Origin of the sequence: Vibrio hepatarius (assembly GCF_018860525.1) — a bacterium.
Classification (GTDB): Bacteria; Pseudomonadota; Gammaproteobacteria; order Enterobacterales; family Vibrionaceae; genus Vibrio; species Vibrio hepatarius_B.
The window spans coordinates 39,351-60,728 of record NZ_JAHKPM010000021.1 but is presented as its reverse complement, the minus strand read 5'-3'; the positions used below and the strand labels follow the sequence as shown (position 1 = coordinate 60,728).

At 40.9% G+C, this 21,378-nt stretch carries 14 protein-coding genes and 1 pseudogene; 5 read left to right on the top strand and 10 right to left on the bottom strand.

All coding sequences use genetic code 11. The features are described from left to right. Positions 1–37: 37 nt before the first annotated feature. The 5 genes from KO511_RS06550 to KO511_RS06530 all read left to right on the top strand — a co-directional run bounded on the left by KO511_RS06550 (position 38) and on the right by KO511_RS06530 (position 5,589). Positions 38–376: a P-II family nitrogen regulator gene (locus KO511_RS06550; RefSeq protein ID WP_215986666.1), complete on the top strand. Its 339-nt coding sequence runs from the start codon at positions 38–40 to the stop codon at positions 374–376. Between the two features lie 25 nt (positions 377–401). Continuing rightward, positions 402–1,631, top strand: a complete 1,230-nt coding sequence (locus KO511_RS06545) for an ammonium transporter (RefSeq protein ID WP_215986665.1) — start codon at positions 402–404, stop codon at positions 1,629–1,631. 143 nt (positions 1,632–1,774) lie between these two features. After that, complete coding sequence (locus tag KO511_RS06540) at positions 1,775–2,794, top strand: Fe(3+) ABC transporter substrate-binding protein (RefSeq protein ID WP_215986664.1); 1,020 nt, start codon at positions 1,775–1,777, stop codon at positions 2,792–2,794. A 138-nt stretch (positions 2,795–2,932) separates the two neighbouring features. After that, positions 2,933–4,558 (top strand): ABC transporter permease, encoded by a 1,626-nt coding sequence (locus KO511_RS06535; RefSeq protein WP_215986663.1) that lies wholly within the window; start codon positions 2,933–2,935, stop codon positions 4,556–4,558. Continuing rightward, complete coding sequence (locus tag KO511_RS06530) at positions 4,558–5,589, top strand: ABC transporter ATP-binding protein (protein WP_215986662.1); 1,032 nt, start codon at positions 4,558–4,560, stop codon at positions 5,587–5,589. Before KO511_RS06535 ends, KO511_RS06530 begins: the two co-directional genes overlap by 1 nt. A 95-nt stretch (positions 5,590–5,684) precedes the next feature. Here the strand turns inward: KO511_RS06530 and KO511_RS06525 are convergent, their stop codons facing one another. The 10 genes and pseudogenes from KO511_RS06525 to rsmC all read right to left on the bottom strand — a co-directional run bounded on the left by KO511_RS06525 (position 5,685) and on the right by rsmC (position 21,333). Beyond that, positions 5,685–7,616: a beta-N-acetylhexosaminidase gene (locus tag KO511_RS06525; protein WP_215986661.1), complete on the bottom strand. Its 1,932-nt coding sequence runs from the start codon at positions 7,614–7,616 to the stop codon at positions 5,685–5,687. Beyond that, the gene (locus tag KO511_RS06520) at positions 7,600–8,502 is read right to left on the bottom strand and encodes an N-acetylglucosamine kinase (protein ID WP_215986660.1); all 903 of its coding nucleotides are present in this window, start codon (positions 8,500–8,502) and stop codon (positions 7,600–7,602) included. The genes KO511_RS06525 and KO511_RS06520 overlap by 17 nt, the downstream gene beginning before the upstream one ends. Positions 8,503–8,514: 12 nt before the next feature. Further along, positions 8,515–10,227 carry a glycoside hydrolase family 9 protein gene (locus tag KO511_RS06515; protein ID WP_215986659.1) on the bottom strand — a complete coding sequence of 571 codons (1,713 nt, stop codon included), beginning with the start codon at positions 10,225–10,227 and terminating at the stop codon, positions 8,515–8,517. Between the two features lie 47 nt (positions 10,228–10,274). After that, a complete protein-coding gene (locus tag KO511_RS06510) occupies positions 10,275–11,270 on the bottom strand; it encodes an ABC transporter ATP-binding protein (RefSeq protein ID WP_215986658.1) in 996 nt (331 codons plus the stop codon). Between the two features lie 34 nt (positions 11,271–11,304). Then, on the bottom strand, positions 11,305–12,288 hold the full coding sequence (locus KO511_RS06505; RefSeq protein ID WP_215986657.1) for an ABC transporter ATP-binding protein: 984 nt from the start codon (positions 12,286–12,288) through the stop codon (positions 11,305–11,307). 2 nt (positions 12,289–12,290) lie between these two features. Beyond that, a pseudogene (locus tag KO511_RS06500) lies at positions 12,291–13,320 on the bottom strand (ABC transporter permease). Then, positions 13,320–14,306: an ABC transporter permease gene (locus tag KO511_RS06495; protein ID WP_215986655.1), complete on the bottom strand. Its 987-nt coding sequence runs from the start codon at positions 14,304–14,306 to the stop codon at positions 13,320–13,322. Before KO511_RS06495 ends, KO511_RS06500 begins: the two are co-directional and overlap by 1 nt. Positions 14,307–14,466: 160 nt before the next feature. Then, entirely contained in the window at positions 14,467–16,146 is a 1,680-nt protein-coding gene (locus KO511_RS06490; RefSeq protein ID WP_215986654.1) for an ABC transporter substrate-binding protein, read from the bottom strand. Between the two features lie 583 nt (positions 16,147–16,729). Continuing rightward, a complete protein-coding gene (locus KO511_RS06485) occupies positions 16,730–20,116 on the bottom strand; it encodes a hybrid sensor histidine kinase/response regulator (RefSeq protein WP_215986653.1) in 3,387 nt (1,128 codons plus the stop codon). A 194-nt stretch (positions 20,117–20,310) separates the two neighbouring features. Continuing rightward, positions 20,311–21,333 carry a 16S rRNA (guanine(1207)-N(2))-methyltransferase RsmC gene (gene rsmC / locus KO511_RS06480; RefSeq protein ID WP_215986652.1) on the bottom strand — a complete coding sequence of 341 codons (1,023 nt, stop codon included), beginning with the start codon at positions 21,331–21,333 and terminating at the stop codon, positions 20,311–20,313. Between the last annotated feature and the right edge of the window lie 45 nt (positions 21,334–21,378).

Below are 21,378 nucleotides of genomic sequence, written 5' to 3'. Positions count from 1 at the left end.
TTATTGATTACAAGGTATATCAGCTTGAGAGGGTAAGATGAAAATCATTAATGCGATCATAAAGCCATTTAAATTGGATGATGTGAGAGAAGCTTTAGCAGATGTGGGTATAGAAGGAATGACAGTATCAGAGGTGAAAGGTTTTGGGCGGCAAAAGGGGCATACGGAGCTTTACCGTGGTGCTGAATATAAAGTTGACTTCTTGCCTAAAGTTAAGCTTGAAATTGCGACTCATGCAGAGAATGTCGATCACGTTGTTGAGGCCATATCTCAATCTGCGCACACTGGAAAAATAGGTGACGGAAAAATATTTGTTTACGATTTAAGCCAAGCAGTGCGTATACGTACTGGTGAAATGGATGCGGAAGCGCTTTGAGAATTCAAGGAATGGAGAAAATACAATGGAACTCACATCTACGGTAGCAGAGCTACGTTATGCACTGGATACTTTTTTCTTTCTAATTTCGGGCGCGCTTGTCATGTGGATGGCAGCGGGTTTTGCTATGTTAGAAGCGGGCTTAGTTCGCTCAAAAAATACTACTGAGATATTAACTAAGAACGTATGCCTTTATGCAATTGCTTGTACTACGTATCTCGTTGTTGGATATAACATCATGTATGTCGATAATACTGAAGGTGGTTGGCTTCCATCAATTGGTGCTCTGATAGGAGTGCAAAGTATAGGAGCTGACCATTCTTTAGAGTCGGACTTTTTCTTTCAAGTTGTGTTTGTTGCTACGGCGATGTCTGTTGTTTCAGGGGCTGTTGCTGAAAGGATGAAGCTGTGGTCATTTCTGATTTTTTCGGCGGTGCTAACCTCTTTTATTTACCCAATGGGAGGGTATTGGACCTGGGGGGGAGGCTTCCTATCACAAGCTGGATTTAGTGATTTTGCTGGTTCAGGAATTGTGCATATGTCTGGTGCAGCAGCAGCTTTCGCTGGGGTGTTACTGCTTGGAGCGCGGCGTGGAAAATATGGAAAAAATGGTGAGATTTATCCTATTCTTGGCTCAAATATGCCACTGGCAACCTTAGGTACTTTTATTTTATGGTTTGGGTGGTTTGGGTTCAACGGTGGTTCTCAGCTGATGGTGTCGGATTTTTCTAATGCGACAGCGGTTGGAAAAATTTTTCTAAATACCAATGCTGCTGCGGCGGCAGGTGCATTTTCGGCATTGTTGGTGTGTAAAACAACATGGGGAAAAGCGGATCTTACTATGGTTCTAAATGGTGCTTTAGCTGGTTTGGTTGCTATTACTGCAGATCCTTTGTCCCCATCCTCGATGCATTCGGTTGTTATTGGTGCTGTTTCCGGTGTTTTGGTGGTATTTAGCATCATTGCATTGGATAAACTTAAGATCGATGATCCTGTTGGCGCTATATCGGTACATGGTATATGTGGATTTTTTGGTTTGATGATTGTGCCGTTGAGTAATGGTGAAGCAAGTTTTGGTACACAGTTCTTTGGTGCTGTAACCATTTTTACTTGGGTATTTGTGAGTAGTTTGGTTGTATGGTCGATACTCAAAGCAACGCTTGGCATTCGCGTATCTGAAGAGGAAGAACTTGAGGGTATGGATTTGCATGATTGTGGTGTTGGGGCCTATCCAGAGTTTGTGAGCTTAAAATAAGTCATAACATGTTACAAATAAAGTACTCAAAAACCTGGCACGAATGGCAGGTTTTCTGGTTTCAATGATTGAGTTCTAAATCGTGATACATATAATAACGCAACTGATAAACGTTATCATTACGAAATTAAAGGACTGAACCAATGAACAAAGTGCTGACTCTTTCGGCTTTGGCGTGCGTAACTTTAGCACCAACAGTAATGGCTAGTGAGACTGAAGAGGTGAACGTCTACTCATACCGTCAACCTTTCCTAGTTGAGCCTATGTTCAACGAGTTCACTAAAGATACGGGTGTAAAAGTGAACGTTAAATTTGCTAAAAAAGGTTTAGCGGAAAAGTTGGCTCAAGAAGGTGAGTATAGTCCAGCGGATGTGATTTTAACGGTAGATATTAGCCGTTTGGCCGAACTAACAGAGAAAGGTTTGGTTCAGTCTGTGAAGAGTGACGTGCTTGAGAAGAACATTCCAACACAATACCAAGATGAAGATAATGGGTGGTTCGCACTAACGACACGAACTCGTAGTGTTTATTCTTCACGTGATCGTATTGGTAAACTAGGTGATGACTTTACGTATGAAGATCTAGCTAAGCCTGAATTCAAAGGAAAAATTTGTACTCGTAGTGGTAAGCACCCTTACAATATTTCACTGGTTTCATCGATGATTGCTCATCAAGGTGAAACTGAAACTAAGAAGTGGCTAGAGGGTGTCAAAGCGAACCTAGCGCGCAAGCCTCAAGGTAATGATCGTGCTCAAGTAAAAGCGATTAAAGAAGGTCTTTGTGACGTATCTTTAGGTAACAGTTATTACCTAGGTAAAATGTACAATGATAAAGAGCAAAAAGCTTGGGCAGATGCTGTCTACATTAACTTCCCCGATCAAAAAACCACTGGCACACATGTGAATATTTCTGGTATGGCGATGGCTAAGTATTCACCGAACAAAGACAACGCTCTAAAACTGATGGAGTTTTTATCTGGCGACATAGCCCAGAGCATGTATGCTGAAGTTAATTATGAATATCCCGTTAAAAATGGGGTCAAGCGTTCCGATCTCGTTGCATCTTGGGGCGACTTCAAAGCGGATAGTATCCCTCTAGATGAAATCGCTGATCATCATGCTGCCGCTATCAAATTGCTAGATGAAGTGAAGTTTGATCTGTAAATATGTAACGTTTCTTTTGTTCAGCCTAAAATGATTCTTTACCCGAGTAACTTGAGGTTACTATTATATAAGGGTATAAAATACCTTTGAGCGTGTTAAAGGTGCGTTGTCTATATACGCATCTATGATTGTTGGGCGATGAAAGAGAAAATATATTTGTGGAAAACCAGTAGTGGGATGCTAGCTCTGCTACTGGTTTTGCCGATCTTGGCGATATTTATGACCGCTATTGGTGAGACAGATGAACTCTTCTCTCACCTTATGTCTACAGTGATGCCAACGTATACGCTTAACACTGTTGTTTTGGCTGCAGGGACTATGTTTCTGTCAGCTATTTTGGGGATCCCCTCAGCTTGGATAATGGCGATGTGTCGTATACCGAGTGAGAGTATTTTACAGTGGGCATTGGTTTTACCTTTGGCGATGCCAAGCTATATTGTTGGTTACATTTTCACCGATTGGCTCGATTTTGCAGGGCCAGTCCAAATATTTCTTCGTAATACTATGGGATGGGGAATAGGGGACTATTGGTTTCCTGATATTAGGACCCTGCCAGGTGCGACTTTTGTTCTGGCATTAGTATTATACCCTTATGTTTATTTACTATGTCGAGCTTCTTTTATGGAGCAAAATGTCTCTTTATTGCAATCGGCTCGATTACTCAAATGTTCGCCTTGGGAAAGTTTTCGCCGGATATCATTACCACTCGCTAGACCTTCAATTGCGGTTGGCCTATCGCTGGTTGCTATGGAAACCATAGGTGATTTTGGTACCGTGAGTTACTTTGCGGTTAATACACTCACAACAGCTGTCTACGACACTTGGTTAGGATATTCAAGCTTAACTGCTGCTGCAAAGATTTCAGCAATTATGTTGGTATTCGTTATTTTACTGCTCAGCACTGAACGTTATAGTCGACGGAAGCAAAAGCTATTCCAAAATCAATTTAACAGCAGTGAAGATTTTCGTTATCAATTACAGGGCTGGAAAAAGTGGTTGGCATTGACTTGGTGTTGGGGTTTGGTGGCTATAGCTTTCTTCTTACCTCTTTTGCAATTGATCATCTACGCCAATCAATATTTTCACCAAAGTTGGACCCCAGAGTTTCGCGAATATGCCTTTAATAGCTTATACGTTTCATTTTCGGCAGCTCTTATTGGTGTTTCTGTTGCGGTGGTGGTTAACTTTTATCATCGTTTGGTCAATAACGGTAAAAGCTTGGCAGTTATGCGCCTATCATCCATGGGATATGCTGTTCCAGGAACGGTTTTGGCGATTGGCGTTATGGTGCCTGTTTTATTTATGGATCATATTGTGAATGATACGGCTAAAATAATGAACTTAGGACAGCCTGGGCTCATCTTCTCAGGATCTATGTTTGCCTTGATTTTTGCACTAACAGTGCGGTTCTCTGCTGTTGCGATCGGTAGTATTGAAAGCAGCCTTAATAGGGTGCCCCCTTCACTTGATATGGCATCACGCACTATGGGCTGCAATTCTAATCAGATGCTGTGGCGTGTCCATTTTCCTCTGATTCGCCGTGGAGCTTTGATTGCTGGTTTATTGGTATTTATCGAATCGATGAAAGAGCTCAATGCAGCCTTATTACTTCGACCTTTCAATTTTGAAACTCTGGCAACTTATGTTTATAACTTTGCCTCCGATGAGCAACTAGAGTTGGCCGCATTACCTGCGGTATTATTGGTCTTAGTTGGATTGATTCCACTTGTTTTGGTTAACCGTTCGCTGGAGCATACACATTGATGGGCAGTGCATTATCTATCACTAGTTTAACCTGTAAATATGATCTTCAGACGACGGTTCTGGAGTCCTTATTCTTGGATGTAAAGCATGGCGAGATAGTTTGTTTGCTTGGCGCAAGTGGCTGTGGAAAAACGACTTTGCTTAAGGCTATTGCAGGCCTACTGCCACTTAGTTCAGGTTCTATGAGTCTCAATGGGATCCTTATCGATGATGGTCGTTGTTGGCAGCCACCGGAACAGCGTAACATTGGTATGATATTCCAAGACTACGCTTTATTTCCTCACTTGACGGTCGAAGAGAATGTGGCCTTTGGCTTAAAGACTTTTGGCAAGCAAGCTAGGTTAGCTAAAGTATCAGAAATGTTGGAATTGGTTCACCTCACCGGATATGAAAAACGATATCCTCATCAGCTCTCAGGTGGGCAGCAACAACGTGTCGCAATTGCTCGCTCATTAGCTTATAAGCCAGATTTACTATTACTCGATGAGCCATTCTCGAATATTGACACTCAGGTTCGTCATGAATTGATCGGTGAGATCCGCAAGATCTTTAAGCAACAGGGAGTTACCGCTATCTTTGTGACACATAGCAGAGAAGAAGCGTTTGCCTTTGCCGATAAAATGGCTGTTATGAATCATGGGGTTATCGAACAGTATGGAACGGCAAGCGAACTGTATTATCAGCCGTCGAGTAAATTTGTTGCAGATTTTCTGGGTGGTGGAAGTTATCTGTTAGCAAAGCGTATTTCTGAACGTGAATTTGAAACTGAACTGGGTCTCGTTGAGGCTAAGGCACAGCAAGATATTCATATAGATGCTCACTGTGAATTGTTATTGCGTCCACAACATGTCCAGATTAGTGCTACCGAGCAAAGTAGTGTTACGGTTCTTGAGCAACAGTTTATGGGTGATCATTGCCGCTATGTGATTGATGCTAGCGGCAGCCGATTATTAGCTAGCTCATCTGAGCCTCTATCAATTGGCCAACCTGTTTCTGTCAAAGTTGAAACACAAGGTGTACTTGCATTCTAGCTTTTTTCGTTAGGCTGCGATAAAGGATTTAATTTGAGCAGCCTAACTATTTGTCCTCACTGAGCAGTGGTTTGTACCATAGTCTGGAATAGTTTTCAGTCATAGTATGCGAGTGAAGCTTGTTTCCATGGATAACGATAATTAATATGCTGTTTATCCATTAAGCATAAATGTTGCTTGAGTCTTTCCTGGTAGTTTTGCCAATTACGCTGTTGCTTAAATGTCCAGCAGGTTTCAGCAATAGCTGTCAGCCTTGGAAATAACATGTAATCTATTTTTTTTTGGTCGCTTATATTTTCACACCACAATGCGCACTGAATACCGAGTATGTGTTTATAGATTGGATTATCTTCAGGAATTTCAGCTATAGGCTCATATTGGTAGGCTTTATCTAAGGTAAGAACTCCTGCCCAGTTAGTTCCCGGTTCGTGAGGGGAAAAATCTTGTACCATATCGAGATAAGTGGCTTGGGCTGGCTGAAGGACAACGTCAAAACCTTGTTTTGCACAATCTAGCGCGGCTTTTTCATTTTGCCAGGAAAAAATAATCGTATCTTTACTGATTTTGTTACCTTGTTTGATCTCTTCCCAGCCGAGCATACGTTTGCCAAGACTGGTTAACTTTTTCTCGGCATAATGGAGAATATGTCCCTGAAGCTCAGAGATATTTTCATAACCACTGCGGGCCATTAAAGCCTGACAATTACTATTTTTCTCCCATACCCCTTCAGGTACTTCATCGGATCCAACATGGATCCAAGGTGAGGGAAATAGAATAGCAACTTCCTCTAAAACCTTATCGATAAATTGATAGGTTCCGCTTAGGTTGGGAGAAAGAACATTATCGGTATAGTTTTGGATACTGCGATATTGTGAGGAGTCGTTGAGATCTACCAGCAAATGGGGGAGCGACTTTATTGCTGCACGGCAGTGGCCCGGTATATCAATCTCTGGGATGACACTAATTCCACGTTCCTCGGCATAGGCAATGACTTCACGTACTTGTTGTTGTGTATAGTAACCACCATAAGTTGAATCTAAATGACCTAGTTGAGGTTTCAATTCAGAGCCCTGACCGCGCTTAGATCCTATTTTTGTTAGTTGTGGAAAAGCTTTGATCTCCAGTCTCCATCCCTCATCATCAGTCAAATGCCAGTGAAATTGGTTAAATTTGTAATAGGCTAGGTGATTAATCAATCTTTTGATGGTTTCAATAGAATGAAAGTGTCGAGCGCAGTCGAGCATTACACCGCGATAGGCAAATCGTGGCTGATCGAAGATTTTAACTCGAGGAACGACTAAATTGTCATCTTTATTTGTAATTAACTGTATTAAGGTGGCGCAAGCATGGACAAATCCGCAAGGTGTACTTGCTTCTAGTACTATACCATTGCTATCTACTAGTAAGTGATAGTGCGACTCTCTTAGGTTTGGGTGATATGCAAAGGTAATATCATTTTGATTCTTAAATTTTTTTTGATGGCTGAAAGTGTCATTGAGTTCTTTTTTTAACCAATATGCTGCTTTTTCTGCCAAAAAAGTTTTAACGGTCATATTTTCTGAATTAGGAAGAGCCAAGTTGCCATCTAGGTATATGATTTTATTTGGTTTAGGGATTAATCCACTGTCTTTTTTATTAGGAGGTGTCAATTGAGACTGACAGGAATGAGTCGAGGCGAGAGCAATAGGTTTCACCACAACGGGTAGTTTTAACTTATCGTTGAGGTCGATAATTAAGGCTTCTTTAATTCCATGAGAATAGAAACGTAATGGTAATGAATCAATATTAAATTGACAGTAAAAGCATTCATTATTGGCTATTGTGCAGCTATCTGGTGTGATTTCGCAAAAACTCCCCACCTGTTTTATATGACCATTAGTGAAGCTCGCGGGCTGGATAAAGCGTTCGAAAATAAATTGTAAAGACCAGTTGCTAAGAGTGGAACCTGATAGATTGTATAAAGTTAGACCTAATAGGCTACTACTTTGATCTTCAGAGAGTACACTAAGTTCAAGACGGTAATCCATGATTTCTCCTAGAATACAAATTATGTTGTGGCTGACCAGCAAGCATCAAGGCTCCTTCCAACGCATCAGAAAGCGGTTCAGAAAGCCATTGATGTATGTCTGGGGTAAGCCAGTCGACTATGCGTTCGGCAATACTGCCCATCAGACAAACCTGTGACGCCCCTTTTTTAACAAGTGCTTGAATTAACATTTCAATATCACTTGCAGTCTGTTTCAATAGCGATATTGCCAGTGGGTCACCTTGAGCCGCATGTCTAAATATTAAAGGAGAAAATTGGCCATAATCACGCGGAAGTGCTTGTTTAGACCAAATGACGATTTCGCTGATATCGTGATTAAAGTGTTGGATAATGTCATGAAAAAGCGGGGTTTTGTCGCGCATGTTGTCAGAGGCTAGTATCACTTGTTGAATTAACCTTAATCCCATAATTGCGCCCCCACCTTGATCTGAGATCGGAAACTCATGCCCACCAACTACATGCTGCTTTGTCCCAGATAAATAAAGACCGCACGATCCAGTCCCAGCAATAACAATGGCACCACTATGTCCATTGTGTGCACCTAGGCAAGCACCATAAGCATCAGTGTTGAGTACAGCAGAAGCAAAAGGGTGTGGTTGAGACATAAATTCATACCAAGCGGCTTTATGTTCTGCTCCAGCAAGCGCTAGGCCTAAATGCATGAGTGGTAATTGAGTATCATCAAGTCCAGCGTTATTGGCTGCGTTTGTTACCGCTTCAATCACTGAATTAAGTGCAAGCCCTACGCCCAATAAAATGTTGGCACTGCCGCTTTTCGCTTCTCCAACTAATTTTCCGTGATGATTTTTTATCCTAGCGCGGCAACTTGTTCCTCCGCCATCAATGCCAACATAATAATGACTCATACTAGCTTCCTTCTATGGGTGGAAATGATTTTCTTGGGCAATGATCGCCAGTAAGTACCATGCGCTATGAGGTAGCCATTGTTCTCCCCATCGCCAATTATGTAACATATCGTTTTGATGAGTTGGAGGGTTAAATGCTATGCTTTGCGGGGCGTCTACTCCAGCGGTAATACCGTTGCAAATACCACCTTTTGCATTATAAAAGCCAAGTTGAGGTAGGTAGTTAGGGTTATTGTTTCCATGACCGTCGAGCATGCACATGTCATAGGGATTAAGGCCTAGTATCCAATTAATGGAATGTTGAGCGTAAAATGCTATTTTTGTTTTTAGCTCAATATCTTCGATAAAAGGCTGAGCAAAGTAAGCCATCACAGCCAATGAAGCGAGACGTGCATTTTCTCCTTGCCACCAGTAGCCGGTCTCATTATTTTGCGCCATAAAGAAGGTATCTCTTTTGTCTTGATGTAGTTCTTTGACATATTGGCGTGGGTAGCCAAATGGGTTGGATACCTTTTGAGTGATTGAAAGTTCAAAGCGGCATGATTGAACCAGAATTCTTACAATAGGTTCTTTCAGGTGCTCTTGCCTCTCTATGTCCAGATATTCGCTTAAAACGATAGCGGGAAGGCCAGCTTCAGCTGGGTGGTAGTATGGACGTGAACCATCTTTATTAGCTGACCAGAAGTGTTGAATGTTTTTATCTGAGCACTGGCGTTTTGCTAGTTGAATTGCCCAAGTTCGACTCTCTTCTAAGTAGCAGGGCTGATTGGTTGTTTTATACAATTCAACACTGGCGATGAGCGCGCAGTATTCGTCAATAATATTTTCTTGCCCATCATTGAGGTAATAGTGGTTGTACTCTTTTAGGTGTTCATAACCTAATATTGCCGCGTTGAGATAGTCACGAGAGTTATAGTCACTTTCCCTTTTAAGTCGTGCGATTGCAGCGAGTGCAGCAATCGTAATGCCTCCACCTTGGCGAAATCCTGCTTGATAATCTTCAGATTTATGCCCTTGTTGAGTCGAATATGAGCATATTTCTCTTTTCTGTGGTTCTTTTGACCATTGGTCGAAAATGGTAGTATAAAAGTAGCCGCTGCTATGTTGCATTCTCATCAAGAAATCAGCACCAAATAAGGCCTCATCGGTCATTCTTTCATCCATAAAATCTTGGGATTTTTTAGTTTTTTGGCGAAGTTCAATCCCTTTGGCTAAATTCCATACAATCATTGGTGTCTGCTGCGGATTGAGATAATTAGCGTAAGAAAGGTGGCTTAAATATTTGCTAACATCTCCTGATGCATCATACCAGCCTCCGTGAGCATTAATGTGGGTATCGCTATTGTATAAGCGAATATGCCGATCATATTTGTCGTAAATGCCACTACAACGTTGAGATTTTAAGTAATGGACTACATCTGAAAGGGTGGATTGACATAGTAGGCCGCTTGCAATTTTAAATGGTGAGGTTCGGCAGTGATCTAAACGTAAATAATAATGACCTGAAGTTTGATGTGATGAAAAGTCAATTTGGCAAAAGTATCCTTGGAACCACTCTGCTACACGAATTTTTTCTCCAAGTACGAAACAATCGACACAGTTTCCAGTGCTATTATTGATCAGTTCAACACTAGAATTTGAATTTATAGTAGCGTCACTAAGCATCAAAATGGCCTGCTTAGGCCCTAGTTTTTCATAGCCGATATGGTTTGTAAGTATTTGCATTAACACCTCTGACTTTCCTATTGGTATCCCTTCCAAGAGACTAGGTGCTATTTTTGGTACAAATAACAGCGAACAAAATGATTGTCTGACAGTTGTGTGACTGCTGGCAGGGCTTCTTTGCATTGATTAGTGGCATGTTGGCACCTATCAGAAAAAGGGCAACCCACAGAATTTGGAGTCCAAAGAGGGATTTCTCCTTTGTTGCCTTTTAATTTTTCATGGATGGATTTACTGGGATCAGGCACGGCTGAAATAAGTAGTTGCGTATAGGGATGTTGAGGGTGATGGATTATTTCTTCTGTATCTCCCCACTCAACCATATGACCGACGTACATGACCGCGAGATCTTCTGCAATATACCGTGCTGTTGCTATGTCATGGGTGATGTAGAGTAGCGACATCTTTTTCTCAAATTTCATCTTCTCCAGCAGATTGAGCACACCAGCGCGGATAGAAACATCGAGCATAGAAGTGGGTTCATCGGCCAAAACTACTTCTGCTCCTACAGCGATATTACGCGCAAGATTAATTCGTTGGCGCTGCCCTCCAGAGAGTTGGTGAGGGAACTTTTCTGCCGTTTCTTTCGCTGGGATTAGGCCAACTTGTTCTAGCAGTAAATATACGAGCTCTTTAAGTTCTTGTTTATTATTGGATTTGACTTTTTTATGTATTAACAGAGGGCGTGCTATGTGATGAAAAATATTGTGCGTGGGGTTAAGAGAACTAAATGGGTCTTGCCAAATCATTTGGACCCCTTTTCGATAGTTCATTAATTGTGAACGGGAACGAATAGACTCAAGATCTTTTCCTTTGTATTGGATTGAACCTGAGTTTGGAGCAAACATTTTGGCAATCATCTTAGCCGTTGTCGACTTTCCGGATCCTGACTCTCCAACTACCGAAAGTCCGCGGCTTTTATACATTTTGAAAGATACTTCATTAATGGCACGCATCATCGGTTGTTTTAACGCATTGCTATTAATTGGGAAGTCCTTGATAAGATTTTTTCCTTCGACTAATAGTTGTCCATATTCTTTGCTCATTATCATCTCCAATTGTTCACTTAATCATCTCAAACTAGCATTTGAATTGGGCTATAGGGTCACCATAGAGGTAGCAATTTGATAAATGATTTGGTTCTATTAGCCTAAGTTGGTTGTTTTTTTTGGTGCAAATGTCTTGAACTTGTTGGCAACGCGCTTGAAATCGACAACCTGTGGGGATGTCTAGCAAGTTTAATGGACTGCCCGGAATTCCTTTGAGTTTGGTTTTGGGACCTGTTAATGATGGAAAGGAGTTTCCTAATCCTTCAGTGTAAGGATGGTAGGGCTTTTGGAGGATTTTTTCTGATGGAGCGACTTCCACCAACTCACCCGAATACATAATGCCAATTCGATTAGAAAACTCGACCATGAGTGACAGGTCGTGGGTGATAAAAAGAATCGCAAAGCCAAACTCCTCTTTAAGATCATAGATTTTTTGCAGTATTTCCCTTTGAACTACGACATCTAAGGCCGTTGTCGGTTCATCCATAATGATCATTTTTGGGTTGAGTGCGAGTGCAATTGCAATCACGAGACGTTGACGCATACCACCGGAAAATTGATGCGGGTAATCGCTTAAGCGGCTAGGGTGGATATCAACAATTTCAAGCAATCCTTCAGCTCTTCTGCGAGCCTGGGTTCGAGTCATGTTGGTGTGATACATAATGACATCGCAAAATTGTTCTTCCATTGTTAAGACTGGGTTTAAGGCATTCATAGCACTTTGGAAGACCATAGACATTTCGCTCCAGCGAAAAGCTTTCATGCGATGGTCGCTAAAGTTGAGAATATCTTCACCGTTGAAGAGTATTTCTCCTGCAGTGATAAAAGCAGGTGGCTTGTGTAGGCGCATTAGTGAAAAGGCCACGGTGGACTTACCGCAGCCAGATTCCCCAGCCAAGCCAAATACTTCTCCATGAGCAATATCAAAACTGACGTGACTGCAAGCACGTACGTCACCTGCGTCTGTAATGTAGTCTACACAAAGATCACGAATGGAAATTAGTGGGCTATTCATAGTTATTTATCTCCGCTCCATAGCCGTATTCTGCGTTTCAAAGTTAGATAATTTCTCTGTCTGGTTTTGCCGAGATAGCTTCTTCCAGCGCTTCAGCCCTTTGTGGGATCGCAACTGTGGATTAGCAATTTCGTCAACAGCAAAATTAAGTAGGGCTAAACCTGTTACAAGAAGGATTAATGCAGCGCAGGGTACGAATAGTTCCCACCAAGCACCAATTAGCATTGATGAAGACGTTTGTACGTTGTAAAGCATAATTCCCCAACTGACGGTGTTTGGATCACCTAAGCCAAGAAAAGATATCGTGGCTTCCATCATAATTGCGTACATAACAGAACCAATAAAACTTGCTCCGACAATGGGAATTAGATTGGGCAATATTTCGACGAAGATAATTCGCCATGATGATTCGCCCAAAACCTCTGCGGCTTTTACAAATTCCTTTTCACGCAGTGCAAGAGTTTGCGAGCGAATGATCCTGGCTCCCCATGCCCAAGCCGTTAACCCTATGATGAGAGCAATCGTTAGTGGGCCTGCTTCACCAATAAATGCCGCGAGAACGAACAAAAGAGGGTATTGAGGGATGACCAACATAATATTCATTGCAGCTGTTAATAAATCATCAATACGACCACCAAAATATCCTGCTGAAATACCAATTACGGTGGCGAAAAAACAAACACTAATCCCTGCTCCAAATCCAACACCCAAGGAAACTCGTGCGCCGTGAACAAATTGAGACCATACATCTCGTCCCATGCGTGTCGTTCCTAGAATATGGTCTGCTTTCTTAGACATTTTCAATGTACGTTTATCTGTTGCAAAATTTTTAGCAATCCACCCATCAGGGTAAAGTTGAGCGAATTTTACGACACTAGATGGATACTCGTGGGGGTTTCCGGTTCGCTTGTTTGGAGCATGTTTGCTAAGTAAAGGGGCCGTTAGAGCAATAAATAGAAAGATACTGATAATAAGGCTACCGATTAATGCCAAGGGGTTACCCCAGATAAGTCTTATGAATTCTTTTGTCATTAATGACTCCCTTGACGCAGGCGAGGATCGAGAGTGACATATAAAATGTCTGCTAATAAATTAAAAAACAGCATAAACAAAGTCATAATAAGTAGCTGTCCTTGTAAAACTTGATAATCACGGGCTTTTATTGCGTTAAAAAGAACAGAGCCTAGCCCAGGGTAATTGAAGATGATCTCTATAATAAGCTGCCCACCAATAGCCATACCTAGAGCCATAGATAAAGCGGTTACACTTGGAAGTAGTGCATTACGTGCAGCATAATTAAATATGATTCTATGCTCACTCAGACCCTTGCCTTTTGCCATGGTGATGTAGTCTTCGGCAAGTAAGTTAATCATATTGTTGCGCATGTTGACCAAGAAGCCTCCAACCTGAACAACTGAAGCGCAGAAAAGGGGAAGTACTGCGTGGTATGCAACGTCTTTTATGAATTCCCAGTTTGTCCAGTCTGGAGTATTTCCTGCGGTATATGCATAACTGGTAGGGAACCACTTCAAATTAATAGCAAAAACAAACATGGCAACCATGGCTATGACCACTTGAGGTATGGCTTGGATGATAAGCATTCCAGGTGTAATGAATGCATCGTATTTACTGCCACGTTTCCATGCAGCATAGATTCCTAGAATTGACCCTAGCGAGAAAGAGAGGATAACGGCACTTCCTGCGAGAAAAAGTGACCAGCCGAATGCACTGCCAAGCAACTTATTTACTGGTAATGGATAAAACTGAATAGAAGTGCCTAATTCCCAACTGAGAATATTTTTCATATAGGTTATGTATTGAATGAATAATCCGCCGTCGACAAAACCTAGAAGCTCTTTCATAGCTGCAATTCGTTCAGGTGTAACTTGAACCGATACATTGGCAAACATCATGGTCACTGGGTCACCTGGCATAGCTCGCGGAATAATAAAGTTTAGGGTCGCTGCAACCAAAAGCGCGACACAATAAAATGATAATCGCCTTAAAAAGTAGCCCATTGCTTATTTCCTTGTTTGACTAAGCTCATGTCAGTTTGCCTGTCATCGATTTACTTTAAGGTGAAGGCTATCCTGACAATATGCGCCATATAGCTATAACTTAATAAGATTATGGAAACTAAGCAGCGTTTATAATGTAAAGCGCTGCTTAAGTGTATATCTATTGAACTGGTTTTAAATCCAGTACATGAAGAAGGCGTTCAGGAATACCAGCCCAAATATTGGGGCGTCCCTTGGGGTTGTCCTCGCTCCACCAGCCAGTAAAACGAGTGGTATTGTATTGGTACATGTATGCACCAGATAAAACCGGAATGGTAACTTGTTCTGTGGCAATGATGTTTTGTATGCCATGAGCGATATCCAATTGCTCATTTTTGTTGGCGGTTTTGTAGAAGCTGTTGAGTAAGCTATCTAGCTTATCGTTTTGGTAAAAATGCATGGCGAAACGTGGCATGCCTTCACCAGATTGAAGTGCTGAATTATAAGCACTATTCCAATAGGTATATGGATCGGCACCATGAAAATAGTTGGTATAGGCTACATCATATGTACCTTCAAGCATGGCTTGATTGTAGACAGAGAAATCAGGAGTACGCGCTTTGGCTTTGATACCAACCTCTGCGAGTTGTTCAACAGCGAGTTGAACTGTGTTATTAAAGTCAGTCCAACCGTTAGGAGATTGGATCAAAAGTTCGAATGGCTTACCAGATGGGGTTTCAACAAAACCATCTTGATTGGTATCTTTAAATCCTGCTTGCAGTAAAAGCTCTTTAGCGCCTTTAGCATTATATGTATTGTAAGCTTTGAACTTAGTATGAATATCCTCGTCAGACCAAGATTCAAAAGCATACCCTAGCCCAGAGGCGAAATCATTGACTGTACCGCCACCGTAGAAGGCAATATCTATAATGGTTTGTCGGTCCAATGCCATAGAGAATGCCCGGCGAAAGTTTATGTTGGTTAGCGCTTCATGTTTAGTTGGGTTAGGGTTTTTGAAGTTAAAGACAAAAGCTTGTGTTCCTGAAGGTGGGTACCAGTAGTGGTGATTAGGGTTTGAAGCAGCATAGGTACGATCGATGTCAGGGATGAATGACGAGGTCCAGTCAAGTTCGCTGTTGACAACCTTACCTAAGAACTGATCATTGTTAGCTATTTGCGGAACCCTAAGGCAATCGACTTCGAGATTATCCGAATCCCAATAATTAGGGTTACGGCATTGAATATAGAGTTGGGAAGTAAACGTATCTATCTCGGTGAAGGGGCCTGAACCGATAGGCTCTTCATTGGTAAATGTTGATGGGTTTTTGACATCTTTCCAGATGTGTTCTGGGATTATTGGTACTTTTACTATTTCATAAGGAGCGTTAGAGTTAGCTTCTGTAAGCTGGAATCTAACGCGATAGTTGTTAACTTTTTTGACTCCAACAACCCAAGAGTTGATGCCGCTTTGATCAAGTTGAGGTTTATTTTTTACTAGGTTAAATGAATATACTACGTCGTTAGCATCGAACGTTTGCCCATCAGACCACTTTATTCCTCGGCGTAAGTCGAATGTTACACTGGTCAAGTCTTTTGACATTGAATAACTACTCGCTAAACGGAATATAGGTGTGTTTTCATGCATTTCATTAAATACAACTAGAGGTTCATAGATAAAGTCCCAAGTTGTATGTAGATGAGTGGCGCCTAAATATGGATTAAAGTTACGAACGAACGTGGAGAACTCTTTAGGGTGAATGGTTAGCTCACTTCGTTCAGTTGCCGCAGCAACGGAATTGATCCCTATTGTTATGGTAATCAGGGCTGTTGCTAGCACTGTTTTAGTTATATTGGCAAGCATAGCTGTTCCTTACTTTTTGCTTTCAAGTCACGTATGAAATTAAGTGTTATCAATGATCAGCATTCTCTAGAATCTACCTCAATATTATTCACTTTGAAAATTCATTTGATTAATAAGAGTGGCCTGTAGGAACTAGGTCAATTAAGCAAACACCCTTGGATTAAATAAGGCAATTCTATTTCTCGTTAAAAGCGTTAAAACAGGTTTTCTTATCGTTAACAACGTCAAACCGAACTCACTATTTTTTCGACAGTGAGATCATTAGGTGGAATGTTAACTGATTTTTCAGCAGGTAAAATCAGTATATGTCAGTACCCACTATCTTTTTTAGCACTGGTAAGTTTAAGTTTCTGAGTTGTAGTTTATTTTGTGAGATCATTGTCACTAGTGTCCATTTTAGCGATCTATTTGCTTAAAGGAGATTCTGCCGTCTTGTTGTGATTATGTTCTCAAAGTAATAACTTTGTATCATTTTATCTGACGTGATTGAAAATCATATCCATTCTACAAGGACGTAAATTGTAATTACTAGTGTGTTTTAAATTATATTAACAACAGATAAAGGTACCATTATAATTGGTCCTTAATTAGTGAGCAGGTGCTGAAGTTTGTCATGTAAGTTTTCTATATGACTCCGTTCAGGAGTCATTTCTTTACAATGCTCAAGGATGTACTCTAGTGAATTTAACACAGTCCGCCAACGAGGAGTTTTAGGTAATGTTTCTAGCCGTAGGTATTTATCTAGTGTGCGAGTCTGTAATGTACTACGGTCTAAGTATACGCGCCATAAACCACTTTGTTCGGCGAAGTCAAATTTGCTTTGGCCGGTTACTCTTTCCCAATATGCTAACCCACTATTCATAGAGTCTACGAGTATGTCGCGCATCATTTCTTGTTTTGATTTTTCACTATTAGTGCCTCTTTCTACTAGGTGAGTGAATTCACCTCCAAGTTCTTTAAGTTCGAGAAATTTGGCCTTATCGCCTTCAAAAGCGTAGCTAGATAGTGCTTCCACTGCCGTTTCTAAATGATTTAATCGAGTTGTGTTTACGCTTCCTCCTACATCAAAAATATACATGGATTTAAATCCTGAATTTTTTGGAAGACTAACAATGTCAGCAGAGAGAGATTGACGAACTTCGTCCACATACACATCTATAGGTCCGCAATAGTGGGCTTTTTTAACTTCAAGGAATTTTCGAGAAATTAGTTCATCCGCATTTGAGCGTTTTAGTTGCTCAGCTGTACGTCTAAATAAATGTGAAGCTGCTTCATTGGTAAAGCGGATTTTATTATCATCCCTAACACATATAATAGCTTCCGGTGCTGACTCTAGTTGTTCGAGCAAGCGACCTTGTGTTTCGAGTAAACTGGCTTCAACCTTAGCACGCTGTTTTATCTCGCCTTTTAATTGTTGATTTTCAACTCGACGTTGTTCTGCTTTACTTGCCGTTAAATGTGCTGCAATTCGAGCGGCTAGCTCCTGTTTATTGAAGGGTTTGGATAAATAATCATTGGTGCCTGCCTCAAAACCTCTAACTCGATCATCTGTTTGATTTAAAGCGGTTAACATTATGACTGGTAACTGAGCATGGTCGTACTGTTTGCGTATAGCTTCACAAACTTGGTAGCCGCTCATTCCTGGCATCATGATATCAAGTAGCATCAGTTCTGGTTTTTCGTCTCGAATAGCTTCTATGGCTTCTTCACCATTTTGAGCTGTTCTTATTCTATACCCTTCTAAACGTAAAAAGCTGTCTAAAATACGTAAGTTTACTGGCTCATCATCAACTACTAAAAGTAGGGGGGCTTCTGAATTTTCAAGTAAGGTGGAATGCTCAAAGGGCTCGATCTTAATGACTTCTGGTGCTTTAAAGTGAATGCTTTGAGTATGGTGATTGTCTTCTATTTGTTGTGATGTTGGCATTGGTAGGGTGAAGCTAAAGGTTGTTCCTACCATGGGCTGGCTACTCACGTACAAATGACCATTCATTAAGTCGATCAACTGACGACAAATTGACAGGCCAAGGCCTGCTCCTTGCTGATAGCGCCCATTGTCGCTGTTTGCTTGTGTCAGAGGTTCAAATATATGTTCTAACTGGTTTGCTGGAATACCTTGCCCAGTGTCTACGATTTGGACACGAATATTATTATCCACTTGGCAAGCCGAGATGACAATTTTACCTTCATTGGTATATTTGATAGCGTTACCAATCAGGTTATAGAGTACTTGTTCGAGGCGCTGTGGATCTGCGCATGCCCATAACGGTTCTTCTGGTACTTGGTTAATCACTCGGATTTGTTTAGAGCCGATAAGGTGTGAAGAGAGTTCTAAGACTAAACGTGCTGCACCGGAAATATCAACCGCTCTAGCTTCAATATCTAGCTTCCCATAACGCATTTTATGGTAATCCAGTAAATCATCAACTAGAGTCGCCAGCCGTTGACCGCTATTAACGATAATATTGAGCTGGTATTTGTGATCTGTTGTTACTGGACCATTAGATCCAGAGATAAGTGCTTCCGCAATGCCAACCATACCATGTAGTGGAGTTCTTAATTCATGTGATGTTGTTGCTAAAAACTCATCTTTTAGTCTGTTAGCAAGTTGTAGTTCTTCATTTTGTTTTTGAATTAGCTGAAGGTTTTTTTCTAATTCTTTATTTTGTTCTTCAATCAACAATATTTTGTCGCGTATTGAACGTTGCATACGCTTGAAACTGACTGCAAGTCGACCTATTTCATCTTTTCTTTGAGTATTGACAATATCTGCGTCAAGGTTTCCTGCTGATACCTTTTCTGCTGCCCACGTCAGTTTTAATAAGGGGTCCGTGATAAATTGAGAAAGGTAATGAGAAGCGAGGATGACCAGCACTATGGCACAAAGCATGGCCAAAATAAAAATAGTTTCAAGCTGATGAATACGGGCAAATGCTACTTTTTCAGGAACTTCAACAATAATCGCCCAATTTACGCCATTAAAAGAAACGGGGCTGTAGGCTGCAATAATGCTGTTACCTGATTTATTGATATATGTGCCAACCTTAGTTTGTCCATTAAATGCCTGTTCAACAACTTGATAGCTATTGTCGATATCTTGTTGTTGTATAGCAAGTGTCCGAGACAAGTGATCTTCACCGACGAGCAAGGTTCTCATTTCGGACAGATCCTTTGTGTCAGAAATGAGTTTAGTAATTTCGTTATTTGGGAGGCGAAACATAGCATAGCTATGGAGGTAGCCTTGCTGAATGATAGGTGCACCTACCCAAGCAACTTGTTTGCCTCTGTCATTTTTGAAATCGGAGACGATAATAGGTGTATATTCCTCATTAGTTTGACGTTCTTTTGTCACCTCAGTCTGTAGTTTGTGAAAGGTCTCTCCTAGATGAGAACTTTTATAGCGTCCTGTTAGTAGGTTTGTACCAAAGTTATCATGCTTAAAAGTCGAATAGGTGACGTTTCCTTCTAAATCTACGAGTAGAACATCGTCAAAATCAGAGCGCTTTAGAAGTTCCATGTAAGCTCTATGATAACGCTTGTGGAGTAAGCGGTATCGTTCAGTGCCATTATATAGGCTAGATTGAGGAAGGATGGAAGTCTTTATTTGATCGCCAGAACCTGGGACATACCGTTGCTGTGCATAATCACGAGCTTGGTTTATATCTAGCCCTAAGCTTCGAAAGGCATTGACCAAACCATAAAAGCGTCCACCACTGGCATAGGCTAATTCAGAGCGAACGAATCCCATTACCTCTGATTGTTTAGCGGCCATATAATCTAAGATCTGTTGTTGCTTATTGTCACGTACCGAGACCAAATGTGATGTACTTTGTTCTTGGAGATCTTTGCTATGAGAATTCAAAAAAAACAGAGCAACAACAGTAAGAGGAGTGATGCTTAGTATCATAAAAGCTAGCATAAGAGTGTGTTTTAAGCGTTTAAATCTTTGTTTCTTATATAACTTAAACATAAGCTTGACTTAACTTTCCGTAGTGAAGATTGGCATTGTAATGCTCATGGAAAAACGTAAATTATCCAGAATGACAAAACTAACGAGTTTTTTTACTTTGACAAGTAAGTTTAATGCAAAGCGTGGAATCAAACGGTAATTTTTACGGGGAAATGAAATTGAGCTCAATATTTGGCTAGTATTGAGCTCAATAATTACTTTTTAGCGTGGTAAATAGCAAACTTATTGGTCTTATTTATCGTCTCACAATTACCAAAAGATTGGTGGATAATTGGCGGATATTTGAGAAAACTGTTTGCCACAATGAATAATTGACCATTAGTTTTCTGGTAGTCGGGAGCTTTAGCTAATAAAGTTTCAGTTGCATTGTAATCGGTTTCTAATCCAGAATGAAAAGGCGGGTTGCTGATAATAAATTGATAATCATTACTTGTGTTAGAGTAGATGTCTGAAGCAAATACTTTTCCTTTGAGACCATTTGCCGCTAACGTTGAGATACTTGACTCAACGGCTAATGCATTAATATCACACATTTCTAACTCGATAGTGGGGTTTAAGGTTGCTAGCACACTGCCTATTACACCTGCTCCACAGCCAAAGTCGAGTACTTTGCCACTAAGTGTAGGTAGAGTGTCGAGCAGTAGTTGGCTACCTATGTCAAATTGTCCGTGACTAAAAACACCCGGTAAACTTCTTATTACAAGTTTCTGCTCTCTATATTCAACGGTATATTCTTTGAACCATTCCTGTATGCAAAAACTTGCTGGTGGCTCAATACATTTTCCCCAATAGAAGGAGCAACGTCTGGCAGAGTCGACTTTTTTGATTGGGCCAAAAGGCTTAAACATTTTTTCAACGCTTTTGATGCCTGAACGATTTTCTCCAACGACGACGACTTCGATATTTGCCCCTAATTTACTTAACAGCATAGTAAGTAAAAATTCAGCTTCGGCTTTGGCTTTCGGCCAGTAGAGCAAGATCATATCGGCTTGAGTTGGCTTATCGAACTCAGCACCATACATTATGGAGAGTTGTTCGTATGACTTAAGCTGACGGTAATAGCTGTAGTTGGTGGTAAAAACAGTGACGGATTTGCAATGATTGGCTAGTTCAATTGGAAATTGGTCTTCTAATTCTCCCGCAACAAGAACATGTTTACCTGAAAAATGGGTTAATTGTCGCTGGGTTATTTGGCTTGGTGCAATATAGGTAGACATAATGGACTCTAGAAAAAAATATGAGAGATTTTCGCACAATCTCTC

Excerpts from the sequence above, each read along its gene's own strand:
- KO511_RS06550 (WP_215986666.1), top strand. The coding sequence starts at position 38 with ATGAAAATCATTAATGCGATCATAAAGCCATTTAAATTGGATGATGTG.
- KO511_RS06545 (WP_215986665.1), top strand. The coding sequence starts at position 402 with ATGGAACTCACATCTACGGTAGCAGAGCTACGTTATGCACTGGATACT.
- KO511_RS06540 (WP_215986664.1), top strand. The coding sequence starts at position 1,775 with ATGAACAAAGTGCTGACTCTTTCGGCTTTGGCGTGCGTAACTTTAGCA.
- KO511_RS06535 (WP_215986663.1), top strand. The coding sequence starts at position 2,933 with ATGAAAGAGAAAATATATTTGTGGAAAACCAGTAGTGGGATGCTAGCT.
- KO511_RS06530 (WP_215986662.1), top strand. The coding sequence starts at position 4,558 with ATGGGCAGTGCATTATCTATCACTAGTTTAACCTGTAAATATGATCTT.
- KO511_RS06525 (WP_215986661.1), bottom strand. The coding sequence starts at position 7,616 with ATGGATTACCGTCTTGAACTTAGTGTACTCTCTGAAGATCAAAGTAGT.
- KO511_RS06520 (WP_215986660.1), bottom strand. The coding sequence starts at position 8,502 with ATGAGTCATTATTATGTTGGCATTGATGGCGGAGGAACAAGTTGCCGC.
- KO511_RS06515 (WP_215986659.1), bottom strand. The coding sequence starts at position 10,227 with ATGCAAATACTTACAAACCATATCGGCTATGAAAAACTAGGGCCTAAG.
- KO511_RS06510 (WP_215986658.1), bottom strand. The coding sequence starts at position 11,270 with ATGAGCAAAGAATATGGACAACTATTAGTCGAAGGAAAAAATCTTATC.
- KO511_RS06505 (WP_215986657.1), bottom strand. The coding sequence starts at position 12,288 with ATGAATAGCCCACTAATTTCCATTCGTGATCTTTGTGTAGACTACATT.
- KO511_RS06495 (WP_215986655.1), bottom strand. The coding sequence starts at position 14,306 with ATGGGCTACTTTTTAAGGCGATTATCATTTTATTGTGTCGCGCTTTTG.
- KO511_RS06490 (WP_215986654.1), bottom strand. The coding sequence starts at position 16,146 with ATGCTTGCCAATATAACTAAAACAGTGCTAGCAACAGCCCTGATTACC.
- KO511_RS06485 (WP_215986653.1), bottom strand. The coding sequence starts at position 20,116 with ATGTTTAAGTTATATAAGAAACAAAGATTTAAACGCTTAAAACACACT.
- rsmC (WP_215986652.1), bottom strand. The coding sequence starts at position 21,333 with ATGTCTACCTATATTGCACCAAGCCAAATAACCCAGCGACAATTAACC.